18 protein-coding genes are annotated in these 16,498 nt (G+C 70.7%); 6 read left to right on the top strand and 12 right to left on the bottom strand.

All coding sequences use genetic code 11. The features are described from left to right. Positions 1-86 precede the first annotated feature (86 nt). Both BLR91_RS00170 and BLR91_RS00165 read right to left on the bottom strand, forming a co-directional pair. Positions 87-647, bottom strand: a complete 561-nt coding sequence (locus BLR91_RS00170; protein ID WP_089878483.1) for a VanZ family protein — start codon at positions 645-647, stop codon at positions 87-89. Positions 648-737: 90 nt separating this feature from the next. Further along, the gene (locus tag BLR91_RS00165) at positions 738-965 is read right to left on the bottom strand and encodes an RNA-binding S4 domain-containing protein (RefSeq protein WP_089878486.1); all 228 of its coding nucleotides are present in this window, start codon (positions 963-965) and stop codon (positions 738-740) included. A 96-nt stretch (positions 966-1,061) separates the two neighbouring features. Between BLR91_RS00165 and BLR91_RS00160 the strand changes: the two genes are divergently transcribed. Next, the gene (locus BLR91_RS00160; RefSeq protein ID WP_018192483.1) at positions 1,062-1,394 is read left to right on the top strand and encodes a DUF7882 family protein; all 333 of its coding nucleotides are present in this window, start codon (positions 1,062-1,064) and stop codon (positions 1,392-1,394) included. Positions 1,395-1,414: 20 nt separating this feature from the next. On the opposite strand, the gene BLR91_RS00155 is transcribed toward BLR91_RS00160, so the two are convergent. Together BLR91_RS00155 and BLR91_RS00150 are read right to left on the bottom strand one after the other, a co-directional pair. After that, the gene (locus tag BLR91_RS00155; protein ID WP_089878489.1) at positions 1,415-1,816 is read right to left on the bottom strand and encodes a hypothetical protein; all 402 of its coding nucleotides are present in this window, start codon (positions 1,814-1,816) and stop codon (positions 1,415-1,417) included. Positions 1,817-1,960: 144 nt separating this feature from the next. Next, entirely contained in the window at positions 1,961-2,719 is a 759-nt protein-coding gene (locus BLR91_RS00150; protein WP_089878493.1) for an SDR family oxidoreductase, read from the bottom strand. 159 nt (positions 2,720-2,878) lie between these two features. Between BLR91_RS00150 and BLR91_RS00145 the strand changes: the two genes are divergently transcribed. The 5 genes from BLR91_RS00145 to qcrB all read left to right on the top strand — a co-directional run bounded on the left by BLR91_RS00145 (position 2,879) and on the right by qcrB (position 9,167). Next, the gene (locus BLR91_RS00145; protein WP_231918765.1) at positions 2,879-4,312 is read left to right on the top strand and encodes an MFS transporter; all 1,434 of its coding nucleotides are present in this window, start codon (positions 2,879-2,881) and stop codon (positions 4,310-4,312) included. Positions 4,313-4,404: 92 nt separating this feature from the next. Further along, on the top strand, positions 4,405-5,166 hold the full coding sequence (locus BLR91_RS00140; protein ID WP_089878496.1) for an SDR family oxidoreductase: 762 nt from the start codon (positions 4,405-4,407) through the stop codon (positions 5,164-5,166). Positions 5,167-5,175: 9 nt separating this feature from the next. Then, positions 5,176-6,066: an RNA polymerase sigma-70 factor gene (locus BLR91_RS00135; RefSeq protein ID WP_231918764.1), complete on the top strand. Its 891-nt coding sequence runs from the start codon at positions 5,176-5,178 to the stop codon at positions 6,064-6,066. Between the two features lie 84 nt (positions 6,067-6,150). Then, positions 6,151-7,503 (top strand): NAD(P)/FAD-dependent oxidoreductase, encoded by a 1,353-nt coding sequence (locus BLR91_RS00130; RefSeq protein ID WP_089878502.1) that lies wholly within the window; start codon positions 6,151-6,153, stop codon positions 7,501-7,503. Further along, a complete protein-coding gene (gene qcrB / locus BLR91_RS00125) occupies positions 7,503-9,167 on the top strand; it encodes a cytochrome bc1 complex cytochrome b subunit (protein ID WP_089878504.1) in 1,665 nt (554 codons plus the stop codon). The genes BLR91_RS00130 and qcrB overlap by 1 nt, the downstream gene beginning before the upstream one ends. A 238-nt stretch (positions 9,168-9,405) precedes the next feature. Here the strand turns inward: qcrB and BLR91_RS00120 are convergent, their stop codons facing one another. From BLR91_RS00120 to BLR91_RS00085, 8 genes are all read right to left on the bottom strand, one after another. Continuing rightward, positions 9,406-10,347, bottom strand: coding sequence for a helix-turn-helix domain-containing protein (locus BLR91_RS00120; RefSeq protein WP_089878507.1), 942 nt, complete (start codon positions 10,345-10,347; stop codon positions 9,406-9,408). Between the two features lie 25 nt (positions 10,348-10,372). Next, a complete protein-coding gene (locus tag BLR91_RS00115; protein ID WP_089878511.1) occupies positions 10,373-10,795 on the bottom strand; it encodes a hypothetical protein in 423 nt (140 codons plus the stop codon). Beyond that, positions 10,792-11,391: a TetR/AcrR family transcriptional regulator gene (locus BLR91_RS00110; RefSeq protein WP_089878514.1), complete on the bottom strand. Its 600-nt coding sequence runs from the start codon at positions 11,389-11,391 to the stop codon at positions 10,792-10,794. The genes BLR91_RS00115 and BLR91_RS00110 overlap by 4 nt, the downstream gene beginning before the upstream one ends. Before the next feature lie 18 nt (positions 11,392-11,409). Beyond that, a complete protein-coding gene (locus BLR91_RS00105) occupies positions 11,410-11,751 on the bottom strand; it encodes an antibiotic biosynthesis monooxygenase (RefSeq protein WP_018192494.1) in 342 nt (113 codons plus the stop codon). Between the two features lie 41 nt (positions 11,752-11,792). After that, positions 11,793-12,713 carry an NAD-dependent epimerase/dehydratase family protein gene (locus BLR91_RS00100; protein ID WP_089878516.1) on the bottom strand — a complete coding sequence of 307 codons (921 nt, stop codon included), beginning with the start codon at positions 12,711-12,713 and terminating at the stop codon, positions 11,793-11,795. Further along, the gene (locus BLR91_RS00095) at positions 12,710-13,303 is read right to left on the bottom strand and encodes a dihydrofolate reductase family protein (protein WP_018192496.1); all 594 of its coding nucleotides are present in this window, start codon (positions 13,301-13,303) and stop codon (positions 12,710-12,712) included. The genes BLR91_RS00100 and BLR91_RS00095 overlap by 4 nt, the downstream gene beginning before the upstream one ends. Then, positions 13,300-14,679, bottom strand: coding sequence for an FAD-binding oxidoreductase (locus tag BLR91_RS00090; RefSeq protein WP_089878519.1), 1,380 nt, complete (start codon positions 14,677-14,679; stop codon positions 13,300-13,302). The genes BLR91_RS00095 and BLR91_RS00090 overlap by 4 nt, the downstream gene beginning before the upstream one ends. Positions 14,680-14,768: 89 nt before the next feature. Continuing rightward, positions 14,769-16,409 carry a helix-turn-helix transcriptional regulator gene (locus BLR91_RS00085; protein WP_089878521.1) on the bottom strand — a complete coding sequence of 547 codons (1,641 nt, stop codon included), beginning with the start codon at positions 16,407-16,409 and terminating at the stop codon, positions 14,769-14,771. Between the last annotated feature and the right edge of the window lie 89 nt (positions 16,410-16,498).

Genomic DNA, 16,498 nt, shown 5'->3' with positions numbered 1-16,498 from the left:
CGAATTTCACCCTGGCTTCACCCCCAGAAAGGTCGGATGACCCCCGAACGAGTGACACCTCCATTCGCACGCCGCGGCGCGGGCCGTCAGCGGTGCAGCGGCGGGAGCGAATGGAGCGGAGACCCGAGCAGCGAGGCCCCGAACACCGCGGCGGCCACCGTGGCGATGAAGCACATCCAGTAGACGGCGGGTACGGCTCGGCCGCGCGACACCCACCGGGCGAGCGACAGGACGAGGAAGCCGCCGACGGCGCCGGACGTGTTCAGGATGACGTCGGTGACGTCCGAACTCCCCGAGGCGAGCACGTACTGGGCCGCCTCCAGAGCGCAGCTCGTCAGCGCCGCCACGACGGCGACCGGCCAGACGCGCCACCGGGGCGCGAGCACCCCGAGGTAGACGCCGAACGGCACGAACAGAGCGACGTTCGCCAGCATCTCGGACGGCCGGTTGACGCCGAACCCCTCGCTCGCGACGAACGGCACCAGCTTGACGGCGCGCACGCCGTCCCCGCCGAAGTCGGGCACGTGGAACTTCCACAACACGGCCCACACCAGCAGCACGAGGTAGACGGCGAACAGCACGGCCGGAAGCGAGCGGGGAGCGGTGCGCGCCGGATGCGTCGGACGGAGGGAGAGGGATGCGGTCACACTCTCGACGCTACGGACCGCGCACCAGACGCGAATCAGCCGCGGGTCGCGACGGTCTACGACTTCCGAGGGATTGCCGGGGAAGCGACCTCAGGGGGCGACGCGCACCGCGTGTCCGGCTAAGGACACCACATCCCCGACCTGCAGCTGTCGCCCGCGCCGGAGCTCGACCTCGCCGTTGACGTCGACATCGCCGTCGGCGATGGCCTCCTTGACGCTCCCGCCGGAGTCGAGGAGTCCGGCGAACTTCACGAACTGGCCGAGCCGGATCGCGTCGCCGCCGATCGACACGTCCTCGATGGGAGCTGGCTTCTTCATCCCCGAATAGTAGACGACACGGCGACCCGCAGGCCGGAAATGGGGAGGCAGAGGAGGCGGCCGGAATGGATACGGTATGGCCAGGAGGTGGGTCCGATGGGGTACCTCGCTTACGACGGTTCAGCACGGGTGTCGTTCGACGACGTCGTCCTCGCCCACCTGGAGGTCGCCATCATCGCCAAGCTCCAGCGCAAGGAGTCCTTCGCCCTGTCGTGGCGCGAGTCGAAGGCCAACGGAAGCGGCCGGAGCACCATCTGGCTGGACTCCTCGCTCCCTCTCCGGTTCCACTACGACAGCCCGCGGCCGCCCGCGATCAACCGGGAATGGCTGCGCCGCCTGATGGACTCGGCCAACTCGAACGGCGGCCTGATCGTGCTCGATGAGGGCGGCGACCTCTGCGCGGGCATCTCGCACGACCGGGGGATCTAGGACGGGTCGCGGTCGCGCCCTCACACGGGCAGCACGGCGTTGCCGCGCCGAAGCACGGTGGCACCGAGCCGCACCCAGACCACACTGATCATCCCCGCGGTCACGTCCACGGCGATCGTCGCGGTCGGCTGCCCGTCACGGCGGAGCAGCAAGCCCGGGCGGCCGTTCACCGGGCGTTCGACGACCTCCCGTCCGCTCCGTGCGCCGAGGCCGTAGGCGAGCAGGAGCGCGGCGTCCTCCACTCCGCGCACCACACGGACCTTCGCACGGTCGCCCTCGCCCGCATCGACCACGACCGCGACCTCCGGGTCGAGGAGCCGTCGCAGGCGTCGGGCATCGCGCGCAGCGGTGGCGGCGCGCAGCTCGCCCACGAGCTGTCGCCTCCGGGTGAGCACCGAGGGCAGCCACGCTGTCATCGACATGGGAACGCCTTTCTCTCGTATCGGGTGTGAAGGGTCCGGCGGCGGGAGGGACCAGCCGTGGTCTGCTTGGCGCATGCCCGGGGAGTGGGCCGCCTGAAACCCGGTGTTCCCGCTCTTACCTCACGGCTCGGCCGGACCGGCTTGTCACGGGGTGGTCACCGCCTGGGCGTCCAGCCACTGGGCGAACGTCGTGGGGAAGACCTCCGCATCCGGACCGGGGACGAGCTCCCGATCGCTGAGGTGCGCGCCGAAGTAGCGCGCCTCGGGATCGTCGACGACCTGACGTGCGTCACCCCGCGCGGCCAGCCCGCGCGCGATCAGCTCGGACAGCCGGAACTCCTCCGGTCCGCTCACCTCCAGCACTCCCCCGATGGGCGAACCGGCGGCGGTGCGGGCGACGGCGGTGGCGACGTCCTCCGCTGCGATCGGCTTGATGATCACGGGCGCGAGGCGCACGGTGTCGCCGTCGGTGGCCGCGTCGGCGATCGCCTTCACGAACTCGAAGAACTGCGTGGCGTGCACGATGGAGAACGGGATGCCGGACTCGCGGATGAGCAGCTCCTGCGCGACCTTCGCGCGCATGTACCCGCTGTCCGTCACGCGCTCGGTTCCGACCACCGACAACGCCACATGGTGCCGCACGCCGGCTTTGCGCTCTGCGGCGATGAGCGTGTTGGTGGAGGTGGTGAAGAAGTCCATCACCGCGCGGTCCTCGAAGGAGGGCGAGTTCGAGACGTCGACGACGACGTCCGCTCCGGCGAGCGCCGCGTCCACTCCGTCACCGGTGAGCGTGTTCACACCGGAGTTCGGAGAGGCGGCGATCGCCTCATGCCCGTGGCTTGCCAGCAGGGTCACCACTTTCGAACCGATCAGGCCGGTCCCGCCGATGACGACGATCTTCATGTCGTGTCTCCTCGAATGCTCATCCGACGGCGGCCGTGTGCAGCCGTCACCCAGTACGACCGAACAGGCGGCGCGAATGTGACAGGTCGCAGCTCGGCGTCACCGTCACAGAACGGTGGGCTGACCGGTCAGAGCCGGAGCCGGGACCTTCCCGGGACCATGACGAACGGACGACAGACGATGACCGGATGGATGACGGCGCCACAGCGAACGGTATTGGCGGTGGCCGTCGTGGCGACCTTCATCGCGTTTCTCGACGGCAGCGTCGTGACGGTCGCCCTCCCCGCGATCGGGCGGGAGCTGGGAGGCGGCCTCGCCGTCCAGCAGTGGGTGGTGGATGCGTACCTCCTGACGCTCGGATCGGTCATCCTGCTCGCCGGGTCGCTCTCCGATCTGTTCGGGCGCCGTCGAGTGCTGCTCTGGGGCCTCGTCGGCTTCGCCATCGCCTCGGCCCTGTGCGCTCTCGCGCCCACCTCGGCGATCCTCGTGCTCGCTCGCGGGCTTCAGGGCGTCGCCGGCGCCCTGCTCGTGCCGAGTTCTCTCGCCCTGATCCTCGGCGCATTCAACGGCGCAGCGCAGAGCCGGGCGATCGGGGTCTGGACGGCGATCACCTCCCTCGCCAGCATCGCGGGGCCCGTACTCGGCGGTGTGCTGGTCGATGCCCTGTCGTGGCGATGGGTCTTCGCCATCAACCTCCTGCCGATCGCCGTTGCGCTGCTGCTCGTCCGCGCCCTTCCCGCGGACGCTCCCCACCGGCCCGGCGCCCGGGTGGACTGGGCGGGTGCCGGCCTCGGCGTGCTCGGGCTCGGTCTGCCGGTGTTCGCCCTGATCGAGCATCCACGATATGGATGGGGCTCGCCGTTGATCCTCGGTTCGCTCGCGGTCGGCGCTGCGGCGCTCGTCGCCTTCGTCCTGCGCGAGAGGAGGGCGGCGCAGCCGATGCTGCCCCTCACCATCTTCCGGGCACGCGACTTCACCGTGGGGAATGTGGCGACGGCCTTCATCTACGGGGGTGTGGCTGTCGGCACCTTCGCGCTCGCGCTGTTCCTCCAGCAGGGGGCCGGATATTCGGCGACTCTCGCCGGATTCGCGATGGTCCCGTCCAGCATCGTGCTGATCGCCCTGTCCGCGTACTTCGGCCGTCTCAGCGGCCGGGTAGGACCACGACTGATGATGACAGTCGGACCGTTGGTCGCGGCCGGCGGGTTCGCCCTGATGCTGCGGATCTCGCGCGACGCCGACTACCTGACCGAGGTGCTGCCCGCCGTCGTCGTCTTCGGGCTGGGCATGGCGATCACGGTCGCTCCGTTGACGGCGACCATCCTGGGTGCCGTCGATCCGGCACGGTCCGGGATCGCGTCGGCCGTGAACAACGCGGTGTCTCGTGTCGCCGGCCTCGTCGCGGTGGCCCTTGCGGGTTCGGCGGGGGCGGCGATGTCGGCCGTCGCCGGCTTCCACGAGCTCGCCGGGGCAGCGGCCATCGCGCTCGCCGTGGGCGGCCTGATCTCGGCGGCCGGTATCCGGAATCCTCGCGGCGTCAGCGGCGAGCCGGCCGAGACGGAGGTATCCCGCCACCACGCTCTGCTCCGCTGAGCGGAGACGTCGCACGCCGCTGTCACATCCCGGGCACCTGTCCGGTCAGAGCTGGTGACGCGCGGAGCGTCCGCGCAGAAACGGAGCAGCACATGAAGATCGTCGCCATCGGCGGAACCGGCCTGATCGGCCGCGGAGTCGTCTCTCGTCTGCAGGAGGCGGGCCACGACGTCGTCGCCGCATCGCCGTCGACCGGCGTGGACACGGTCACGGGCGAAGGGCTCGCCGCGGTCCTCGAGGGTGCGGACGTCGTCGTCGACACGCCCAACGCGCCGTCGTTCGAGGACGGCCCGGTGCACGAGTTCTTCGAGCGGTCCGCCACCAACCTCGTCGCGGCCGAGAAGGCCGCGGGCGTCCGCCACCACGTCGTCCTCTCCATCGTGGGCGCCGACCGCATGCCCGACATCGGCTACATGCGGGCGAAGGTGACGCAGGAGCGCATCGTGCACGAGAGCGGCGTGCCGTTCACGATCGTGCGCGCGTCGCAGTTCTTCGAGTTCATCGGCGCGCTCGCCGACGGAGCGACGCAGGATGGCACGGCCGTGCTGTCGGATGTGCTGATGCAGCCGATCGCCGCCGCGGACGTGTCGGCCGCCCTGGCCGAGGTCGCCGTGGCAGCGCCCCTGAACGGGATCGTGGAGCTCGCCGGTCCGGAGCCCCTGCGGCTGGACGAACTGGCGCGCCGGCTGTTCTCCGCTACGGGCGATCCGCGGACCGTTTCGACGGATCCCGACGCCGGATACTACGGCGGCCGGGTCGACGACCGATCGCTCACGCCGGGCAACGACCCCGCCATCACCGACCACCGGTTCGGCGGGACGACGTTCTCCCGCTGGCTGGAGGAACGCCACTAGCATTCGACCATGACGGGGCCAGTGGAGCAGGACGACCTCGACACCGCCGCGGCGACGTTCGCGGCGGTGCGGCCGCGCCTGTTCGGCATCGCCTACCGGATGCTCGGGACCGTCGCGGACGCGGAGGACATCGTCCAGGACACCTGGGAGCGCTGGCAGCGCACCGACCGCTCGGCGGTGCGCGAGCCGGCGGCCTTCCTGGCGACCGCGGCGACCCGGCTGGCCATCAACCAGGCCCAGTCTGCGCGGGTGAAGCGCGAGACGTACATCGGGCCGTGGCTGCCCGAGCCCGTGGACACCAGCGCCGACCCTGCCCTCGGCGCCGAGCGGGGTGAAGCGCTCGAGTTCGCCGTCCTCGTGCTGCTCGAGAAGCTGACGCCGACCGAACGCGCCGCCTACGTGCTGCGGGAGGCCTTCGACTACCCGTACCCGCAGATCGCGGAGATCATCCAGGGCTCCGAGGCGTCCGCGCGGCAACTCGTCAGCCGCGCGCGGAAGCACCTGGCCGAGGAGCGGCACGTGCGCGAGGTCGACCACGCCCAGCAGAAGCGGATGCTGGAGGCCTTCCTCGAGGCCGCGCAGTCCGGCGACATCGCCGAACTCGAGCGCATCTTCACCGCCGACATCGTCAGTTACTCCGACGGCGGCGGACTGGCCCGGGCGTCGCGCATCCCGGTCTTCACCCGCGAGACGGTGGCGAAGTACGTCCACGCCTTCGCCGACCGGTTCTGGGACGGCACCGTGCGCCTCATCGAAGCCAACGGCGGCCCCGCGGCCGTGCTGGTCCGCGACGGCGCCGTGGTCGCCTTCATCGCGCTCGACGTCACCGCCGACGGCATCCGCCGCCTCCAGTGGGTGCTCAACCCGCAGAAGCTGGAACGCATCCCCGTCCCGGCGTGAAATCCCGCCCCCGATGTCACAAATCGGGACGCTGTCCGGTCATAACGGGTGAAGGCACATTCATCGGCCGGACAGGAGGCACTCATGCGCCGGATCCTCGTGGTGGGCGGCGGCTACGCCGGTTTCTACACCGCATGGAAGCTGGAGAAGAAGCTGCGGAGGGACGAAGCCGAGATCGTCGTGATCGACCCCCGGCCGTACATGACGTACCAGCCGTTCCTCCCGGAAGTCGCAGCGGGGTCGATCGAGCCGCGGCATGCCGCCATCTCCCTCCGCAGCCACCTGAAGCGCGCGCGGCTCATCCCCGCGTCGGTGACCCGGATCGACCACGCGTCGAAGACGGTGACGGTGCTGCCGAAGGACGGCGAGCCGTTCCCGCTGGGCTACGACATCATCGTGGTCACCGCAGGCGCCGTCACCCGCACCTTCCCCATCCCGGGCGTCACCGAGCAGGCGATCGGCATGAAGCACGTCGAGGAGGCCGTCGCCATCCGCGATCGGCTGCTCGACGCTTTCGACCGCGCCTCGGTGCTGCCGCCCGGACCGGAGCGCAGCCGCCTGCTCACCGTCGCGTTCGTCGGCGGCGGGTTCTCGGGCGTCGAAGGGTTCGGCGAGACGCTCTCGCTGGCCACGGCGCTTCTGAAGTCGTATCCCGAGCTGACCTTCTCGGACCTGTCGTTCCACCTGATCGAGGCGCGCAACCGCATCCTCCCCGAGGTGACCGACGAGCCGGGACGCTGGGTGGTGCGGGCTCTGGAACGCCGTGGGGCCCACATCCACCTGGATGCGCAGCTCGTCTCGGCGGACGGCGGCCACCTGGTGCTCTCCACCGGTGCGGAGTTCGACGCGCACACCATCGTGTGGACCGCCGGCAACGGCGCGAACCCGGTCGTCGCGAACCACACCGACCTGCCGGTCACCGCGCGCGGATCGGTGATGGTCCGCGCCGACCTGCGAGTGGGCACGCCGGACGCCGTCGTGCCGGACGCCTGGGCGGCCGGCGACGACGCGGCGGTGCCGGACCTGGCGTCCCCGATCGACGGCGCCGTGACGGTTCCCAACGCCCAGCACGCCGTCCGGCAGGCCAAGCGTTTGGCGAAGAACATCGTCGCGACCCTGCGCGGTGAGCAGCCGAAGGACTACGTGCACCACAGCCTCGGCGTCGTCGCGACCCTCGGCCTCGGCACGGGCATCTTCCAGTGGCGCGGAATCGTCATCACGGGATTCCTCGCCTGGGTGATGCACCGCGGGTATCACGTGCTCGCGATACCGACCTGGGAGCGCAAGGTGCGGGTGCTGCTGATCTGGGCGAGTGCGGTGTTCTTCGGGCGCGACATCGTGTCGCTGCTCTCGGTGCAGCATCCCCGCCGGGCGTTCGTCGGGGGCGGCGTGCCGGAAGCGTCCGACGTGCGCGAACTCGCCGGGAGGGCCGCCTGATGCCCGTCGACCGCAGGCACCGGCCCTCCGCGACGGCACGGCTCGCCGGAGTCGTCTCGAACAGCGCTGCAGGACGCCGTGTCGCCGCACTCCGCGACGAGCTCCGGACCCGGCGCGTGCCGCTGCACTGGACGAACATGTTCGGGGTCATCGCGTTCGCGTGCGTCCTGGTGCTGTTCGTGACCGGCTTCATCCTCATGTTCGTCTACACGCCGTCGAGCACGCGCGTGACCTATGACGGCCCCTACACGCCGCTCGCGGGCGCCGAGATGTCGAAGGCCCTGCAGTCGACGCTGGCGATCACGTTCGAGGTGCCCGGCGGCCTGCTCGTGCGCCAGGCGCACCACTGGGCGGGACTCCTGCTCCCGGCCGCGATCATGCTGCAGCTGGCGGTGTCGTTCTTCACCGGCGCGTTCCGCCGTCCCCGCCGGCTGTCGTGGGTGCTGCTGTTCGGCCTGCTGATCACCGCCCTGCTCGGCGGCTGGAGCGGCTACGCGCTCCCGGACGACATGCTGTCCGGCACCGGACTGCGGATCGTGGAGGGCATCGTCCTCGGCATCCCTGTCGTCGGCACGTGGCTGTCCGCGCTGCTGTTCGGGGGCGAGTTCCCGGGGCGGATCATCGAGAACCTCTACCCCATCCACGTCGCCGTGGTGCCGGCGCTGCTCGTTCTGCTGCTCGCGGCGCGGGCGCGACGGGCGTACCTCGACAAGCCCGCGCAGTTCGCCGGCCCGGGCCGCACGGAGGAGCGGATCGTCGGGGTCCCGGTTCTGCCGAACCTGGCGGCGCGTGCGGGCGGCCTCCTCGCCATCGCGACCGGCGCGATCGTCCTCATCGCCGCGACGGTCACGATCAGCCCGATCTGGCTCTACGGACCCTCCTCGCCCGGCGACGCGTCGGCGGGCAGCCAGCCGGACTGGTACACGGGCTTCCTCGACGGAGCACTCCGCCTCGTCCCGCCCGGCTGGGAGTTCGAGTGGCTCGGCCGCACCTGGACGCTCGCGATCCTGATCCCCCTCGCGGTGGTCGGGCTCTACCTTCTCGCGATCGCCGTGTATCCGTTCGTCGAGGAGTGGGTGACCGGCGACCACCGCGACCACCACCTCCTCGACCGCCCGCGCAACGAGCCGACGCGCACCGGCCTCGGCGTCTCGGGCATCGTCTTCTACGCCGCCCTCTGGGGCGCGGGGAGCGCCGATCTCGTGGCCACCCATTTCCACCTCACGGTGGAGTCGGTGGTGGCCGGCTACCAGGCGCTCGTGGTGCTGGGTCCTGTCGTGGCGTTCGTCGTCACCCGGCGGGTGTGCCTCGCGCTGCAGAAGCGCGACCGCGACATCCTGCTGCACGGGTACGAGACCGGGCGCATCGTGCGGCTGCCCGGCGGCGAGTACGTGGAGGTCCACGGATCGGTGGATGCGGCCGAGCGGTACCGCCTGGCCGGCCCGGTCGCCGTGCACCCGGTCGACGCCAGGCCGGACGAGGACGGGCGGCTCCGGCCCACCGAACGGCTCCGGGCGGCTCTCGCCCGGGTGTTCTTCGAAGACCGCTTGGAGCCGGTGGGCCCGCTGACCCGCGACGAGGTCGTCGCCGGAGGACGAACGGATGAGGCGATCACGCACACCGAGGAGGCCCAGTCGGGCGCGGCGCGGGCGGGCGCGGCATGAGGCGGAGGCGGCCGCCGCAGCCGCGGCTCTGACGACCTCGCTGCGCGACGCCTACCTCGCCGGCGACGCACCGGCCCTGGCTCGGCTGCTCGGCCCGGACGTCCACGTGGTGGTGGACTGCGGCGGCGACGCATCCCTTCCGGTGGCTGTCGGCAACGCCTCGGGGCTGACGCTCCTGCACGGCCTGCTCGGCGACCCCGCATCGCTCGGTCTGGACATCCGGCCGATGAACGGGCGCTCAGGACTCGTCGCCTCCCGTGAGGGACGCGTCTTCGCCGTCGTTGTCGCGGACGGCGTCGTCGGGGCCGTCGACCACCTTTGGGTCGTGGCGGATCCGGAAAAGCTCCGACACTGGGGTGAGCCCCGGTGAGCGGCTGGCGAGGAACGGAAGGTACGACGCGGAGTGGTCGTGGCCGCAGGCACAGCGCTCGACATCGCCGTGCAGCAACCGGCTGGGCGTGAGCCCGGTCAGTCGCAGGCATTCCCGGTTCAGGTGGGCCTGGTCGGCGTATCCCGCGTCGACGGCGATCCCGGCGATCCCGTCGCTTCCGCGTCGTCCGCTCGCCGCTACGCCGGCCTGTGCCAGCGCCAGGAATCCTTGGAAGCGGAGGGTCCGCTGAAGCACCTTCGGGCTGAGCCCGACCGTGTGGAGGGAGCGACGTCGCAGCTGACTCTCCGACAGCGCGACATGTGCCGCGACGGCACCGACATCGTGGGGTCGCCACGGCATCAGCGCGGAGACGGCCTCCCGGATGGCCCGGTCGATCCGCTCCGCCGCGCGGAACTCCCCGAGAAGGAACGCCTCCAGGACGGCCACGGCGCGCTCGTCCCGGCCGGACAGCGCCATGGCCTCGCCGAGGCGCTCCGCGGATCCGCCCCACACCTCCGACAGACCGACGTTTTCATCGACCAGTTCGTCGAGCATGACCGGCAGCGGCGGCGCGCCGGCGGGCAGGAACCGGGCGCCGACGATAGTGGTGTGCGGCGGGATGACCTCCAGCCGCGGCCCGGTCAGTGGCCCCATCAGCCGGGGCTGACCGCCGAGCGGCACGTGGATCTCGACACCGCCGGTCGGGAGGTGGCGTTGGACGTACGGGGCGTCGCCGGTGCGGTGGATCCAGATCGTGCGCACCACCCGCGCGAGCGCCGGCGTCGGCGGCCGCTCGACATACGATTCCATGCTCCCCCCTCTCCGACCCCCGTCGTCAGCGAACCCTGGCGAACGCCCGGCGCACGACCCGCCTGTTCAGGAACACCGCGATGATCGCGATGATGGCGCCGACCGCAGCCTGCTCGACCTTCATCCAGATCGGATAGCCCGTGTCCGGTGCGACGATGATCACGACGATGCCGATCGGCGCGAGCAGTGAGATCCACCGCATCCGGGTGTAGGCCGTGCGGTTGCCCCGCGCGGCGGCCCGGGTGACGAAGATGAAGACGATGCTCGCTCCGGCGACGACGGCGCCACGGAGCCAGACCACCCAGTTCACGTCGGCGGGATCGACCGCGCTCAGGATCGCCGCCACACCGAGGGCGGTCAAGGACACGGCGGCGCACAGCACCCAGAGCCGGGTGACGGCTGCGAGAGCGGAATGCACCTCGAGCGGGTGAGCGACGGTGGACGTCATGAGGGTTCTCCTTGTCGGGTCGCGCGGTCGAAGAGATCGACGATCTCGGCGATCGCCGCATCGGTGGCGGAGGGGGAGCCGGGCATCGTCGTGGCGAACGCGTCGATCGTCGCCCGGATCGAGCGCGCGACCACGAGGGTGTCGAACTCGCGGAACTCGCCGGCCTCCTGGCCGTGTGAGAGCAGCACCGACAGCAGCAGCGCCGAGGTGTCCTCCCGGAGGCCGTTGTCGGCGCGCGGCGCGTTGGCGATGACCTCGATCACCGCGCGCGCGGCGAGGCGGTTGTCGGCCAGGTACCGGAGGTTGGTGGTGATGTACGCCGCGAGCTTGCCTCGCCAGGTGCTGGCGCCCTCCATCGCCGGCACCATCACGGCGGCCGCGCCGTCGACCACGTGCGCGACCACCGCCTGCATCAGGGCCGCTTTGTCGGCGAAATGGTACGAGATCATCCGGGTGCTGCTGAGGCCGGCGTCCTCGCAGATGCGGGCGAACGAGGTGGCGGCGAAGCCCCGCTCGGCCAGCACCGCGATCGTCGCGTCGACGATCTCGCGCCGACGCTCCTCGGTGGACCGATAAGGACGAGTTGCAGGAGTCACCTGTCCATATTTACTTAATCAGGTAATTGCGCGCAAGTGCGGAGCGAAAAGAGAGACCGGTGCGTTCTCCAGCTGTTCGCGCAGTTCCGCGCTCGGGCTGCCCAGGACCTCGCCGGTGAGCGTTCCGGTTGCCGAGATGGCCGCCATCAGGTCGGGCCCGATGTGTGCGAGGTGATCGAAGAACGCGGCGGCGTCGACGTATTCCTCGATCACGATCGCCTCCGTCCGATCGGCGTTGAGGTACACCTCGTACCGCGTCGTCCCCGTATCCTCCTGCTCGACGATCTGCACGCACTGCCTGGACAGTCGTGTGAACTCGTCGACGGCACCCGCGTGGAACACGAATCGGGCGATTCCCATCACCGTTTCCATCGGCTTCCTCCCTCTCTGGTCGTGGTGGTTCAGCGGCTGTGGGCGTTGCGCCAGGCCACGTAGTCGGCGACCGCGGCCGCGACGTCGAACTCCGGCGTGAAACCCGTCTCTGCCCGGAGACGGGAGATATCGAGGTACGGATGTTCTCCCGGCCCAGTGGAGCGACCCTCCAGCAACCGCACCGGCGTCTCGGGGAACGCGGCGTTCAGGGCTTCGGCGAGTTCGCGGTGGGTGTAGCGGTGCCCGCTCGAGACGTTGTAGACGGTGTGATCCAGCACGTCGGCGGTCATCAGGAGCGCGATCGTGCGACCGGTGTCCGGGGCATAGCCGAAGTCGCCGCCGTCGTCGGCATGCAGCGCCGGTGGCTGCTCGCCCCGACGCAGCGCTCCGACAGCGGGCGGGATGGGATTGAAAGGCGATTCCGGGTCCATGAGCGGTCCCCACGTGCTCCCGATCCGCAAGAGCACGGGATGCACGCCGGTCCCCGCCAGCGCGAACAGCGTGAGCGGCTCCACCGCCTTCTTGAACGCGACGATCGCGTGCGGAAGATCGGCCGACGGGAGGTCGAGACCTTCCGTCCACGGGATTTCGGGGCGACCGGTGTAGACGCCGATACTGCTCGCAACGGCGAACCGGCCCACCTCCCACCTGCGGGCGGCTTCGAGGGCGTTGAAGAGCCCGGCGGTGTCGCGCCGGAAGAACTCGATGGGGTCCGCTTCCGGGATGCTGCCGGCGAGATGCACGATGTCCCGGATGTCGTGTCGGTCGCCCAGCGCCAGGAACGCGTCCCGGTCGGCGATGTCCACGTTCTCGACGGTGACGCGTCCGTCGAGGAACGACGGCACCTCGGTCGTGCGGTGGGCGGTGACGACGACCTCGTGCCCGCGGTCGACGAGGGCGGCGGCGGTGTGCGCTCCGATCATCCCGAGACCGCCGGTGACGAGGATCATCGCTTCACCTCGTAGTGCAGGTGCGTGACATCGGGGGCCGCGACGACCTCGAGGATCCCCAGCCGGATGTGCTGCGGCAGCTCGTGGAAGAAGCGCCGTCCGGCGCCGAGCAGGATCGGCACCTGATGCAGGATCAGCTCGTCGACCAGGCCGGCGGCGAGCGCCTCCGTCACGAGCACTCCGCCCATCAGCCCGACATCCTTTCCGGCCGCCGCGCGTTTGGCGACGTCGACGGCATCGTGGATGCCGGTGCTGACGATGGTCTGCCGTGGGTTGGCCGGCGGAAAGTCCGAGTGACTGAGGACGACGAGCGGCGCGGTGGGATGCGGTGCCCCCTCGGCGAAGCGGTTGGAGTCGGTGTAGGTGGTGTGGCCCGCGAGCGTTGCGCCGACGCGGGACGCCAGCTCGTCGAAGATGCGTGCGCTCGGCTCCGTCAGGCGGAATCCGTCGAACACCTGGCTGGGCACGTCGCCGCTGCCGTACCAGTCGAACAGGACGCCGCCGTCGCCGAGCCCGCGGCCCGGTCCTGGTTCGCGGCCGGTGATGTAGCCGTCGACGGAGACGGCCAGGCCGCAGATCACTTTGCTCATGGGTGAACCTCTTTCGTGTTGTCGGTTGGGCGTTCTGCACCCGCGGGCGGAACAGCCTGCGGGAAGTCGAAGAACCGGCGCGGGTCGTACCGCTGCTTCACGGCGGACAGCCGGGGGCCGTTCGCACCGTGGTACGCGCGAAGCGGATCTTCGAGCGCCGGGTCCGGGAAGTTGGGATAGACGCGACCGGAGGCATGTTCGTGTGCGAGCTCCCACGACGCATCGATCCAGGGGTCGCCCGGTGTTCCGGCGTGCTCGAGCAGGAATCGTTGCCCGCGGTGGGCGAACGCGGTCCCGGTCTCTGCCATGTGGTTGTACGCGCCGGCCAGTGCGGTGAACGTCAGGCGTCGGCTGCGTGAGCCCTCACCCGTCTCGAGGCACGACACGAGCGCGGAGACGGCGCCGTCGTCGATCGGACGGTCGAAGAACTCCGAGCGGATGCGGACGCTTTCCGCGCTCGACGACCTCGCGTCATCCGACAGCGCGTCCTTCAGGGCCGAGTAGGGCATCGGCTCGCTCACCGCCAGCAGCGAGGGCCGGCCCGCGCGGCTCGCGAACTCGTGCAGGAGTTCACGCGTGCGGCTCTCGGACAACGTGGACGCTCCGTCGATGTGGACGCGCGGGCCGGAGCCATCCGGCTGCCTCTCGACCGTCGCATTCAGGGTGAGCTCATCCGGTGCGTCGGGAGCCCACGACTGCCACGCGGTGAGCACCGCACGCGGGTCGATGTCGCGCCAGTGCGCCTCGATCCGGCACACTGCGGGTTCCGGGAGGGTGGAGAAGCGGAGGGAGGTGACGACGCCGAACTGTCCGCCACCGGCACCGCGCAGCGCCCAGAACAGCTCCGGTTCGTTCTGCGCATCGCAGTCGACCACGGAGCCGTCCGCGAGGACGACGCGTGCACCGAGGAGCCGATCGCACGTGAGCCCGTAGGCACGGCCGAGCAGTCCGATCCCGCCTCCGAGCGTCAGCCCGGCGATTCCGACGCTCTGCCCGCATCCCGCGGGCAGCGTGCGCCCGTGCGCGTGCAGGGCGCGGTAGACGGCTCCGAGGCGAGCACCGGCCCCGATCAGGGCCGTCCCGTCCGGATGGACGGCGACCTCGTTCAGGGCCGACAGGTCGAGGACGATCCCCTCGGTCGAGGACCGACCCGCGAAGCAGTGACCGCCTCCCCTCGGCACCAGGCGGAGTCCGGTCGAGCGTGCGTAGGCGATCGCTCGAACGACGTCCTCCTCCGACCGGCACAGCACGATCAGAGCAGGGAGCGTGTCCCGGAACGCACGGTTCTCCGGACGGCGTGCCCGGTCGTAGCCGGGAGAGTCCGCGGTGAGGACGGTCCCGTCGAGGAGCTCGCGCAATCGCTCGATTCCGGTCATGGTTCGACCGTAGGGATGGCGCCCGGGTCAACTCTTGAACGAATCGAGCATCGTGCTGCGCCCGGGCCGCGGTCGGGCTGCGGCGAACGTCAGTCGGGCAGCCGCACCAGGTGCCGGTCGAGGGCGACGGCGATCGCCTCGTCCCGGTTGGACACATCCAGCTTCCGGTAGATGCTGCGGATCTGGCTCTTGACCGTGTTCACCGAGACGCCGAGCTCCTCCGCGACCTGGGGCACGCGCGGGATGCGCAGGTAGACCTCGAGGACGGCGAGTTCGCGCTTGCTCAGCGCCTCTCCCTCCGGCAGCGGCAACAGGAGGGAGCGGGCGGGGACGCCGGCGAGCACGTCGCCGAAGCCGGCGCCGTCGAGGGCGTCGCGCACGGCCGGGAAGTCGTCCACGGGAACCTGCGCGACGGCGAGCCGCTGTCCCGTTGCGCGGAGGAGTTCGCCCAGTTCGTCCACGGCCGCCGTCCGACGAGGTCCGCTCGCGAAGCGCAGCAGCGCGGCGGCCTCCAGGGCCAGCACCTCCGCATGGGTGCGTGCGTCCATCGGCGCTCCGGCGACTCGGCGCACCTGCTGGAGCGCGGCGCCCGTGCGGCCGAAGGCCAGTTCGACGCGGGCGAGGCCCACGTGGCGGTGGACGCTGCCCGCCTCCAGCTGCCGGAGCACCGCAGACGCCGCGGCGAGGTCGCCGAGCGCGATGTGCAGCAGCGCCCGATAGGGTGCGAGCTCGCGCCGAGCGGCCGCCCCGCGACCCTCCGCCCCGCGGAGTGCGGCGAACGCGTCGATCCCCGCGAGCCCGGCCGAGGGCCGACCCGCGACGAGATCGGCGAGCGCCTCGGTCGCCGCGATGGCGCGCCAGTGCTCGATCGTCCGGCGATCGTGGGTCATCGCCGCCAGCTGCTCCCGCGCCTCCGCGGCGTCGAACCGCTCCAGCGCAACGACCGCCTCGGCGACGCGGTAGAACGTGCCCGGATACCAGGAGCGCTGCTGGGCGGTCCACTGCTCGTCCTGGGCCAGTTCGATGTAGGCCATCGCCTCGTGGATGTCGCCCCTCAGCGCGTGGATGCCGGCCGCCATCGCGATGTTGGCGAAGCCGGAGGAGTAGCCGGTGGGAGGCGATTCGGCCATCCCCTTCTCGAACGTCTCCAGGGCCGACTCGACCTGGCCCGCGTAAAACTGGGTCGTGCCCACGTGCGCGTAGATGCGCGACAACGCCTGCACGGCGGCGCGCTGATCCAAGGTGAGTCCGTCCAGCGCGGCGACGGCCTTCCGCGCCGGTGTGATCCCGAGGCGCGGGCGCCCGATCAGCCGGTAGGCGGCGCTCTCGCTGGCGAGGATGAGCGCGCGGTCGACAGGTCCCACCCGGTCTACGCCTTGGCGCGCGGCCCGGGCCGCCCCGACGAAGTAGCGCAGCCCCTTCATCCGCCGGTTCGGCTGCAGGTTGTAGGCGATGCCGAGCATCATCATGAGCAGCGGACGCGTGTGAAGCTCTGTCGCCGGGATGCGCTCGGCGACCTGCGCGAAGCCCAGCCGGATCCCGATGACGACGTCGAACCAGTGATCCCGGACGACCGCCGTCGCCGCGTCGTAGTCGCCCGCGTCGACGGCATTCTGGAACAGCCGGAGCACGTCCCGATCGATCGTGAGCCGGATGTCGTCATCACTCTCGGGCTCGGGGTCGGCGCCCGCGGAGAAGGAGTGCGCGGACTCATCGGAGAACGAGCTCATTGCGTGTACTCCAGGTTCGGGTAGTAAGGAGTGGCGTCCACTTCATCGTAATGACGTGTCGGGAACATTCACCGGCGGCCCACTCGGAT

It is taken from the genome of Leifsonia sp. 466MF, from assembly GCF_900100265.1.
GTDB lineage: Bacteria > Actinomycetota > Actinomycetes > Actinomycetales > Microbacteriaceae > Leifsonia.
This window is presented reverse-complemented; position numbering and strand designations above follow the sequence as displayed.

Coding starts and splice junctions, on each gene's coding strand:
- BLR91_RS00165 (WP_089878486.1), bottom strand. CDS start 965: ATGAAGAAGCCAGCTCCCATCGAGGACGTGTCGATCGGCGGCGACGCG.
- BLR91_RS00160 (WP_018192483.1), top strand. CDS start 1,062: ATGGGGTACCTCGCTTACGACGGTTCAGCACGGGTGTCGTTCGACGAC.
- BLR91_RS00155 (WP_089878489.1), bottom strand. CDS start 1,816: ATGTCGATGACAGCGTGGCTGCCCTCGGTGCTCACCCGGAGGCGACAG.
- BLR91_RS00150 (WP_089878493.1), bottom strand. CDS start 2,719: ATGAAGATCGTCGTCATCGGCGGGACCGGCCTGATCGGTTCGAAAGTG.
- BLR91_RS00145 (WP_231918765.1), top strand. CDS start 2,879: ATGACGAACGGACGACAGACGATGACCGGATGGATGACGGCGCCACAG.
- BLR91_RS00140 (WP_089878496.1), top strand. CDS start 4,405: ATGAAGATCGTCGCCATCGGCGGAACCGGCCTGATCGGCCGCGGAGTC.
- BLR91_RS00135 (WP_231918764.1), top strand. CDS start 5,176: ATGACGGGGCCAGTGGAGCAGGACGACCTCGACACCGCCGCGGCGACG.
- BLR91_RS00130 (WP_089878502.1), top strand. CDS start 6,151: ATGCGCCGGATCCTCGTGGTGGGCGGCGGCTACGCCGGTTTCTACACC.
- qcrB (WP_089878504.1), top strand. CDS start 7,503: ATGCCCGTCGACCGCAGGCACCGGCCCTCCGCGACGGCACGGCTCGCC.
- BLR91_RS00120 (WP_089878507.1), bottom strand. CDS start 10,347: ATGGAATCGTATGTCGAGCGGCCGCCGACGCCGGCGCTCGCGCGGGTG.
- BLR91_RS00115 (WP_089878511.1), bottom strand. CDS start 10,795: ATGACGTCCACCGTCGCTCACCCGCTCGAGGTGCATTCCGCTCTCGCA.
- BLR91_RS00105 (WP_018192494.1), bottom strand. CDS start 11,751: ATGGGAATCGCCCGATTCGTGTTCCACGCGGGTGCCGTCGACGAGTTC.
- BLR91_RS00100 (WP_089878516.1), bottom strand. CDS start 12,713: ATGATCCTCGTCACCGGCGGTCTCGGGATGATCGGAGCGCACACCGCC.
- BLR91_RS00095 (WP_018192496.1), bottom strand. CDS start 13,303: ATGAGCAAAGTGATCTGCGGCCTGGCCGTCTCCGTCGACGGCTACATC.
- BLR91_RS00090 (WP_089878519.1), bottom strand. CDS start 14,679: ATGACCGGAATCGAGCGATTGCGCGAGCTCCTCGACGGGACCGTCCTC.
- BLR91_RS00085 (WP_089878521.1), bottom strand. CDS start 16,409: ATGAGCTCGTTCTCCGATGAGTCCGCGCACTCCTTCTCCGCGGGCGCC.